The 8,216-nt window shown below is 43.8% G+C and carries 8 protein-coding genes; 4 read left to right on the top strand and 4 right to left on the bottom strand.

From position 1 onward, the window contains the following. Positions 1-71: 71 nt before the first annotated feature. Positions 72-1,520, top strand: a complete 1,449-nt coding sequence (pyk, locus tag AB4232_RS07300; protein WP_372086773.1) for a pyruvate kinase — start codon at positions 72-74, stop codon at positions 1,518-1,520. Positions 1,521-1,699: 179 nt separating this feature from the next. Here the strand turns inward: pyk and AB4232_RS07305 are convergent, their stop codons facing one another. Both AB4232_RS07305 and AB4232_RS07310 read right to left on the bottom strand, forming a co-directional pair. After that, positions 1,700-2,902: a patatin family protein gene (locus tag AB4232_RS07305; protein ID WP_372086775.1), complete on the bottom strand. Its 1,203-nt coding sequence runs from the start codon at positions 2,900-2,902 to the stop codon at positions 1,700-1,702. 41 nt (positions 2,903-2,943) lie between these two features. Then, entirely contained in the window at positions 2,944-3,033 is a 90-nt protein-coding gene (locus AB4232_RS07310; RefSeq protein ID WP_102248935.1) for a YnhF family membrane protein, read from the bottom strand. 145 nt (positions 3,034-3,178) lie between these two features. Here AB4232_RS07310 and AB4232_RS07315 point away from each other — a divergent pair, with 145 nt between their 5' ends. The 3 genes from AB4232_RS07315 (at position 3,179) to AB4232_RS07325 (ending at position 5,837) form a co-directional block, all read left to right on the top strand. Then, positions 3,179-3,772: a porin family protein gene (locus tag AB4232_RS07315; protein WP_372086777.1), complete on the top strand. Its 594-nt coding sequence runs from the start codon at positions 3,179-3,181 to the stop codon at positions 3,770-3,772. Positions 3,773-4,275: 503 nt separating this feature from the next. Next, positions 4,276-5,736 carry a sodium-dependent transporter gene (locus tag AB4232_RS07320; RefSeq protein WP_372086779.1) on the top strand — a complete coding sequence of 487 codons (1,461 nt, stop codon included), beginning with the start codon at positions 4,276-4,278 and terminating at the stop codon, positions 5,734-5,736. A gap of 2 nt (positions 5,737-5,738) precedes the next feature. Next, a complete protein-coding gene (locus AB4232_RS07325) occupies positions 5,739-5,837 on the top strand; it encodes a methionine/alanine import family NSS transporter small subunit (protein WP_009848986.1) in 99 nt (32 codons plus the stop codon). A 58-nt stretch (positions 5,838-5,895) separates the two neighbouring features. Here the strand turns inward: AB4232_RS07325 and AB4232_RS07330 are convergent, their stop codons facing one another. Together AB4232_RS07330 and ptsG are read right to left on the bottom strand one after the other, a co-directional pair. Next, positions 5,896-6,300, bottom strand: coding sequence for a hypothetical protein (locus AB4232_RS07330; protein ID WP_012603575.1), 405 nt, complete (start codon positions 6,298-6,300; stop codon positions 5,896-5,898). Between the two features lie 228 nt (positions 6,301-6,528). Next, complete coding sequence (gene ptsG / locus AB4232_RS07335; RefSeq protein WP_009848984.1) at positions 6,529-7,959, bottom strand: PTS glucose transporter subunit IIBC; 1,431 nt, start codon at positions 7,957-7,959, stop codon at positions 6,529-6,531. Between the last annotated feature and the right edge of the window lie 257 nt (positions 7,960-8,216).

An 8,216-nucleotide genomic window follows, 5' to 3' on the forward strand; every position in this document is an offset into this window, starting at 1 on the left:
AAAAATCAGCTCGAAAGATCAACACGCCCTAGTCTTTTAATAGATTACTTGGCCTCACTCTAGGAGTATTCATGACAGCCGAATTAAGAAAAACGAAAATCGTCACAACACTAGGCCCTTCTACTGATAAAGGTAACGTGCTTGAAGAGATCATCAAGGCCGGTGCCAATGTCGTCCGTATGAACTTCTCTCACGGCACTAGCGACGACCATATACAACGTTCAGAAAATGTCCGAGCAATAGCCAAAAAACTTGGTACTCAGATCGCTATTCTCGGTGACTTACAAGGTCCCAAGATTCGAGTGTCAACATTCAAAGATGGCAAAATCCAACTTGCCGTTGGTGACCAATTTACTCTCGACAGTAGCCTTGGTTTAGGCGAAGGCAACCAACAAGCGGTCGGTCTTGATTATAAAGAATTACCTAACGACGTTTCAGCTAACGACATCCTGTTGCTCGACGATGGTCGTGTGCAGCTAAAAGTAACCGAAGTGGAAGGTTGTCGCGTTCATACCGAAGTCATCATTGGCGGCCCTCTCTCGAATAATAAAGGCATAAACAAGAAAGGCGGCGGCCTTTCCGCAGAAGCGCTGACAGAAAAAGACAAACGCGACATCGTCACCGCCGCACAAATCAAAGTGGATTACCTCGCGGTGTCTTTCCCACGCAATGGCGAAGACATGCACTACGCTCGTCAGCTCGCACGAGAAGCAGGTTTAGAAGCTCACCTTGTAGCAAAAGTAGAGCGAGCAGAGACGGTAGCCACTGTTGAGAACATGGATGACATCATAATGGCCTCAGATGTGGTCATGGTGGCTCGTGGTGACCTCGGAGTCGAAATTGGCGACCCTGAATTGGTCGGAGTACAAAAACAGCTTATACGCCGTGCTAGAGCGCTTAACCGAACGGTGATCACCGCAACCCAAATGATGGAATCGATGATTTCAGCGCCAATGCCAACCCGTGCCGAAGTCATGGACGTTGCCAATGCGGTACTTGATGGAACAGATGCGGTCATGCTTTCAGGTGAAACAGCTGCAGGTGATTACCCGGTCGAAACCGTAAAATCGATGGCTGAAGTGTGTATTGGTGCTGAGAAAATGGCGGGGATTAACAACCAATCCAATTACCGAATTGATCGCACCTTTGTGACCGCCGAAGAAACCGTTTCAATGGCGACTATCTACTCGGCAAACCATATGGAAGGTATTAAAGGCGTAGTCACTCTCACAGAATCAGGCCGTACTGCACTGATGATGTCTCGCCTAAGTGCTGACATGCCTATCTACGCACTATCTCGTAACGAAGGAACACTTAATCGCTGCACCTTGTACCGAGGTGTAACACCTATCTACTTCGAGACAGAAGCCAAAGACAGTTTTGACATTGCCCTATCTACGCTCACCTGCCTAAAAGAGCAAGAGCATCTTAAGTTTGGCGATCTCGTTATCGTCACTCAAGGCGACATTATGGATGTGGCGGGATCAACCAACTGTATGAGAATCTTGCCTGTCACCTAATGTTTGCCCGTAAGGCGAAACGATTTGCCTAATCTCAAGACAAAAAAGGGTTATCGAACCAAGTTCAATAACCCTTTTTCATTTCAGAACACGACTCACTAACGATCGGCTTAAACAGCACGATCAGCTCACAGCATGCTAACTCATCAACTTCAAATATTACTCATCAACCTCAAGCATTACTTCTCAGCAGCAATGGTTGCCAACTGTGGCATGTGTGAACTGCGGGCATTTTTCGTAGAGGTATAAATTCCAACAAATCGGTAACCGGCTTCTAAACCCAATTCATAATCGTGCAGTAAATCTTCTTTATTACTCATTAATGAATTGGATTTCAGCGGCTTACTCGGGGCAATTTGCACTACAAACGCATCGTCTGGTGGGGAGTTCAAAAAATCCTGAGTCAATGAGTAAGTTTGGTAATGCACCATCAGCATATCTGCTAAGCCGGAATCAAACTTATCACCAATTAAATGACTTAATCTATAGATGTCATCCGCCCCGAATAACCATCGACCACCATTCAGTAAATCCAAATGTGACCTGTCGCGCTTCTGTTCTTTTGAGCTGAGAATTTGTTGTTGAAAGAACGAGCTCCAATCGGTTTTCCACTGTTCCACTTTTTGTTGCCAATGGCCTTGAACACTGTCAAAAGATTCGCGGAACCATTCCAGCTCTTCGGCTGATATCGGTTTGGGTGTTTTTAATCGCGTACTGTTAGCTTGAACCTCGACCTCTTCCTCTAACGCTGGCTCAGTTCGGATCACAACAATGGAACGGGCTTGTCTACGCCACGCTTCTTGAACCGGAATGCAAGCTGATACACCACCATCCACATAAGCATTGTCGCCAATAAAGATTTCATCATTGTATAAGCGAGGGATCGCACAGGTTGCAATCATCACTTTGTACCAATCTTCACCCAATACTGGGAAGTAGTGATCTCGTAAGTCTTTAGAATCCGTGACGGCTGCATAGAAATGGCGTTCGCCTAGCGTTTGTCGTCCTAAATCCAAATCAAGCTTATATGGGTAAGCCATGATTTGTTCTAAGGCCCATTCTAATCCAAGGTTCTTTCTGTGTCGTATATAAGAAAAGAGATTGAAGAATTCAGGTGATGTTGTGAGGTCGAGAAGGAAAGAACGGCCAAGGCCTTTATCACGGCACAGATAAGCACACAAATTAAGAGCACCTGCAGAGGTACCAAAAAACTCGTCGAAGGGATCAAAATTTGAAAGAAGAAAGGCATCCAGCACTCCAGAAGTAAAAATACTTCTCTGTCCGCCACCTTGGGCGACCAGTGCTGTTTTTCCAGCAATAAACTTAGCGTAATAATCTAAGTCTATTGCTGTATCAATATTGGTTATAATCCCACTATTCATTATTCCCTGAGTATAAAAACCCAGCCTCGCAATAGATGGTATTAACTACCAATTGCAATAAAGCCAAATGAGAGAATGATTGCGTAGATGACAACCGTTATTTGTAGGGCATTTTTCAGATTATGGTCCATAGACACCTCTGTCTTATTATTAATTTGTCGAGTCTCTATTTAAGTACTATCAGGTGTGTGAAGTATCTTCAAGAATCGTCGAAATTAGTCGCACAATATTGATGTAACCATCACAATTAGTAAGTGTAAGGATAAGGATATACTCATGAATAACAAAGCAAATATATTGGCACTGATTACGCTTCTCTCCGTTTCGAGCGTACATGCCTCGCCGGAGATCATCATTACTCCGATGGTGGGCTATACCGGCGGTGGCAGTGTCGAAGACCAGGACGGTAAAACCTATGATATGAAAGGGTCTGAAAACTACACCTTTTCGATTGAAACGCCATTTGAAAAAGGACGCATCGGCTTTTTCTATTCTAATCAAAGCTCTGAATTAGAAACGCTCAACCTAAGCTCCTCCATCCAATACCTGCACTTTCAAAGTAGCATTTACTACCCAGCTTCTTCTGTGTTGTCTGGTTATTTGGGATTAGGCCTTGGTGCTTCTTACGTCGATGTAGACTGGGCAAAGGATAAGTATGGGTTCTCAACCTCTATCTTTGGTGGTTTAGAGTACAAATTTAGTGACCGATTAGCGTTAAACACACAACTACGTTGGTTAGGTACCGTTGTCGATAACGACACCTCCGGCGTTTGTAACATCCCAAGTAACGGGCAAGAGTGCATCATCCGCTTTGATACAGACTGGATGAACCAATTCCAAGCCAATGTCGGACTGAGTTTTACTTTCTAAGTATCGATGACCATAAGCATCTCATACCAATAGAACCTCCGAATAGTTGGTCAGTTCAACTATAGAGTGTATGAATTTCAGTCATACGCTCTACTTTTAAATAAAGTCATATAACCTAATAAAACAGAAAAAATTAGACACATAAACCAATCAGAAAACCCCAAACCAATTCATACCTCTAAAATAACCATCATTTAACATCTTAAAGACCATAAGACCACAGTTATTAAACATAGCTAATCTATTGCTTTAACCATTCTAACTAGGTAGGCTCATTAGCACGCATCAGCTGAATATTTCAGGTTATGCAAACACACATCAAACAATTAAGAATTATCCGCTGAGTTCTCCAATCGCTAACAACATAATAATCTAAACTTTTGCCTAATCACGGAAGATAAAGTAAACAGTCAAACCGTTTGCCTGTTTTAACTATCATCTCCTTACCAAGCACAGCGTGACGAGAAGCTTCATACCTCAGGGAAGTTGTAAAGGAGTTAAATATGAAGCGAGAACAGTGGGGATCCCGAGCAGGATTTATCCTTGCCGCAGTAGGATCTGCTATTGGTTTAGGAAACATTTGGCGTTTTCCATATATGGCTTATGAAAATGGCGGCGGTGCTTTTTTCATTCCATATCTATTTGCCATGCTTACGGCTGGTATCCCATTTATGATCCTAGAGTTCAGTATGGGTCAAAAGTATCGTGGTTCTGCACCTGCAACCTTAGCGCGCATCAACTCAAAATTTGAGTGGCTTGGTTGGTTCCAAGTGGGTGTAGCGGCTGTCATCGCGGTCTACTATGTTGCCGTTATCGGTTGGGCAATTTCATACTTCGGTATGTCATTCAATCAAAGCTGGGGAACAGACACTAACGCATTCTTCTTCAGTGAATATCTAGCTCTAGGTGATAACTCACCGACGAACCTAGGTAGCATCCAATGGGGCATCGCTGGCGCAATGTTACTCGCTTGGGCAATCACTTATGCAGCTATCGTGGGTGGTGTTAAAGCTGGTATCGAACGTGCTTCTAAAGTAATGATGCCAGTGTTGTTCATAATGGTGATTTTGCTTATCGGACGCATGGTTTTCCTTCCAGGAGCTCTAGATGGTGTGAACTACATGTTCGAACCTGATTTCAGCAAGATCTGGGACGTAAAAGTATGGGCTGCTGCTTATGGACAAATCTTCTTCACGCTAAGTATCGGTTTTGCGATCATGTTGGCTTACTCAAGCTATTTGCCAGAAAAATCAGATATCACGAACAACGCGTTCATGACGGTTCTTATCAACTGTGGTTTCTCAATTCTTGCGGGTATTATGATTTTCTCTGTTCTTGGCTACATGGCTCAAGAACAAGGTAAACCATTAACTGAAGTAGTATCAGCAGGCGTTGGCCTTGCGTTTGTTACGCTACCTGCTGCGATTAATTTACTTCCAGCACCGTATATTCTGGGTCCACTATTCTTCTTTGCACTTGTTGTGGCTGGTTTAAGCTCTCATATCTCAATTATGGAAGCAGTAACATCTGCAATTATGGACAAGCTGAACTGGAGCCGTAAAAAAGCAGCAAGTATTGTTATTGGCGTTGGTGTTGTGGTGTCTATGGCATTTGCAACTAACGGCGGCCTACTTCTACTAGACCTAGTCGATCACTTCGCTAACAACGTCGGCATCATGGTAGGCGGATTCATTGAAATCCTTCTAATGGCATGGCTACTAAACAAAGTTAGCGATGTACGTGCGTACGTCAATGAGATTTCAGATTTCTCTATTGGCGTATGGTTTAACGTATGTTTACGCTTCGTCACTCCAGTTATGCTTGCAATCATTCTTGCAACAAAATTAAGCGCATTGTTTACAGACGGTTACGGTGGCTACGACCTGAATCTTGGTTGGGCAATGATCGCAGGATTACTAGCGATTGGCATTATCATAAATATGACAAGTAAGAAGGAAGCATAATCATGACAACGAGTGCGATTATTATGATGGTTCTTGGTCTTGGTATCACTTGGGGTGGTGCTGCAATTTGCATAAAGCGTGCAATGGACAAACAGAAATAACCTTATTTAAACCATTCAAAAATGCCAGCTACTAAGCTGGCATTTTTTGTCTCATCACCTAGAACTTGTAGGTGATACCCAGTGCACCACCCACTTGTAATTCAACACCTTTATACATGTCGAGCTCAGGGTGAACTTGAGCGTACGCATTCCAACCTTCGTAGAAATTCACTTTAACACCTAAAGGCAAACGTAAGCCAAAATCATCATTCCACTCAGCCCAAGCACCTGCACCGACATACCAACTCAACGGAGCTTCAGTCTCAAACTGACCACGCTTCCAAATGTAGTCAAATGCAGCACCGTCGTTACCAATCGTGGCACGGTATTTCTGATCAAATTCGACAACGACACTCAGGTCTTGGTCAATGGCTAATCCAACTTCCAAATCTGGTGCTTCAGAAGCATGCACAAACGCAGCTCCGCTGCAGCACATAAGGCCGATCAAATAACGATGTTTCATAATATTCTCAGACTGTTTTTAAAAATTGTAGTGTACTGGGTTCACAAAGAGAGGTGTCATCGCTAGGTAAAAGCGAACTGGCGCTCAAGGTTCGGTATCGGCCTTCAACACATAGAGTTGAGTAGAACTAGTTGAGTAAGAAGAGCTTAAACGTGAGGATATTTTGCATATTGCAGAAAACAAAAAAGGAGACCGTAAGGCCTCCTTTCAATTTATTGAATCAGCGAATTAACCGTTGTTACGGATCCACTCATCCATGTCTGTCTTAAGGTTGTCAGACTTAGTACCGAAGATAGCTTGTACGCCACCAGCAACAACAACAACACCTGCAGCGCCTAGTTTCTTCAGTTTGTCTTGGTCAACAAGAGCGGTATCAGCTACTGCAACACGTAGACGAGTAATACAAGCGTCAAGACCAGTGATGTTCGCTTTACCACCGAATGCAGCAACTAGCTCACCAGCAAGTTCAGAACCTGTAGCAACTACTTCTTCTTCAGATTCGTCTTCACGGCCCGGAGTTTTAAGGTCAAGTGCTTTAATCACAGTGCGGAATACGATGTAGTAAATTGCAGCGTAAGCAACACCACATACAACCATCAGACCCATCTTAGACGCATTGCCAGATAGAACTAGGAAGTCGATTAGACCGTGTGAGAAAGATGTACCGTGTACAAAACCTAGAGTGTTCGCAAGAACGTATGCAGAACCAGCTAATAGAGCGTGGATTGCGTACAGTACAGGAGCAACGAATAGGAATGAGAATTCGATTGGTTCAGTGATACCCGTTAGGAATGAAGTCAACGCAGCAGAAGCCATGATGCCCATTACTTTAGCGCGGTTTTCAGGTTTAGCTGAATGTGCAATCGCGATTGCAGCAGCAGGTAGACCGAACATCTTGAACATGTAACCACCAGCTAGCTGACCGAAGCCATTGCCCGCTGCACGAGATGCGTCATCAGCAACTAGGTAACAAGTAAGAACACCGTTTTGAGTTTCGCCAGCAGCGTTTACACAAGTACCAGCTTCGAAGAAGAAAGGTACGTTCCAAACGTGGTGAAGACCAAATGGAATCAGAGAACGCTCAACGATACCGTAGATACCAAACGCCACTTGTGGGTTTTGGTGAGCAGCCCAATCAGAGAACGCAGAGATAGCGCCGCCAACTGGTGGCCATACTACAGATAGTAGGATTGCTAGACCAATCGCAGAGAAACCTGTGATGATTGGCACAGCACGCTTACCAGCGAAGAAGCCAAGGTACTCTGGTAGTTGAATACGGAAGAAACGGTTGAATGCCCAAGCAGCAACACCACCGACTAGGATACCACCTAGTACACCAGTGTCGATTTTATCAACGCCCATTACACCAGCCATTACGCCTAGTGTAGCAGTCATGATGCCGTAACCAACGATAGCAGCTAGACCAGCTACACCGTCGTTATTAGTAAAGCCAAGTGCTACGCCTACTGCGAACAGTAGTGCCATTTGACCGAATACTGAACCACCCGCTTGTTCCATTAAGTTTGAAACGATTTCTGGAATGAAAGGAAGGTCTGCTGCACCGACACCTAGCAAAATACCCGCAACTGGTAAAACTGATACTGGTAGCATCAGAGACTTACCAACTTTCTGCAGGCTAGCAAAAAGGTTCTTAAACATGTTTATGCTCCTGATAAAGATAAAATAATTATATGGGTCCTAACGGCACACCCCCGTAGCCTATATGTTAGCACCCAGTGAAAATGTAACCATGTATTGCATTATATTTTCTGCCGCTAAATATATATTGATGGGGAACTAACTTTCTAGTCACTTACGAAATTTAGTTTCAAAACACGTCTTGGATCACATGTCAAATATAGAAATGCAATGCTTTACAAGCCACTAACTAGCTGAAAAATAAATAAATTATAATC

It is taken from the genome of Vibrio sp. 10N.286.46.A8 (assembly GCF_041470165.1).
Classification (GTDB): domain Bacteria; phylum Pseudomonadota; class Gammaproteobacteria; order Enterobacterales; family Vibrionaceae; genus Vibrio; species Vibrio tasmaniensis_A.

What these genes read in the sequence shown, in the direction of transcription:
- pyk (WP_372086773.1), top strand. Translation starts at nt 72, where the DNA reads ATGACAGCCGAATTAAGAAAAACGAAAATCGTCACAACACTAGGCCCT.
- AB4232_RS07305 (WP_372086775.1), bottom strand. Translation starts at nt 2,902, where the DNA reads ATGAATAGTGGGATTATAACCAATATTGATACAGCAATAGACTTAGAT.
- AB4232_RS07310 (WP_102248935.1), bottom strand. Translation starts at nt 3,033, where the DNA reads ATGGACCATAATCTGAAAAATGCCCTACAAATAACGGTTGTCATCTAC.
- AB4232_RS07315 (WP_372086777.1), top strand. Translation starts at nt 3,179, where the DNA reads ATGAATAACAAAGCAAATATATTGGCACTGATTACGCTTCTCTCCGTT.
- AB4232_RS07320 (WP_372086779.1), top strand. Translation starts at nt 4,276, where the DNA reads ATGAAGCGAGAACAGTGGGGATCCCGAGCAGGATTTATCCTTGCCGCA.
- AB4232_RS07325 (WP_009848986.1), top strand. Translation starts at nt 5,739, where the DNA reads ATGACAACGAGTGCGATTATTATGATGGTTCTTGGTCTTGGTATCACT.
- AB4232_RS07330 (WP_012603575.1), bottom strand. Translation starts at nt 6,300, where the DNA reads ATGAAACATCGTTATTTGATCGGCCTTATGTGCTGCAGCGGAGCTGCG.
- ptsG (WP_009848984.1), bottom strand. Translation starts at nt 7,959, where the DNA reads ATGTTTAAGAACCTTTTTGCTAGCCTGCAGAAAGTTGGTAAGTCTCTG.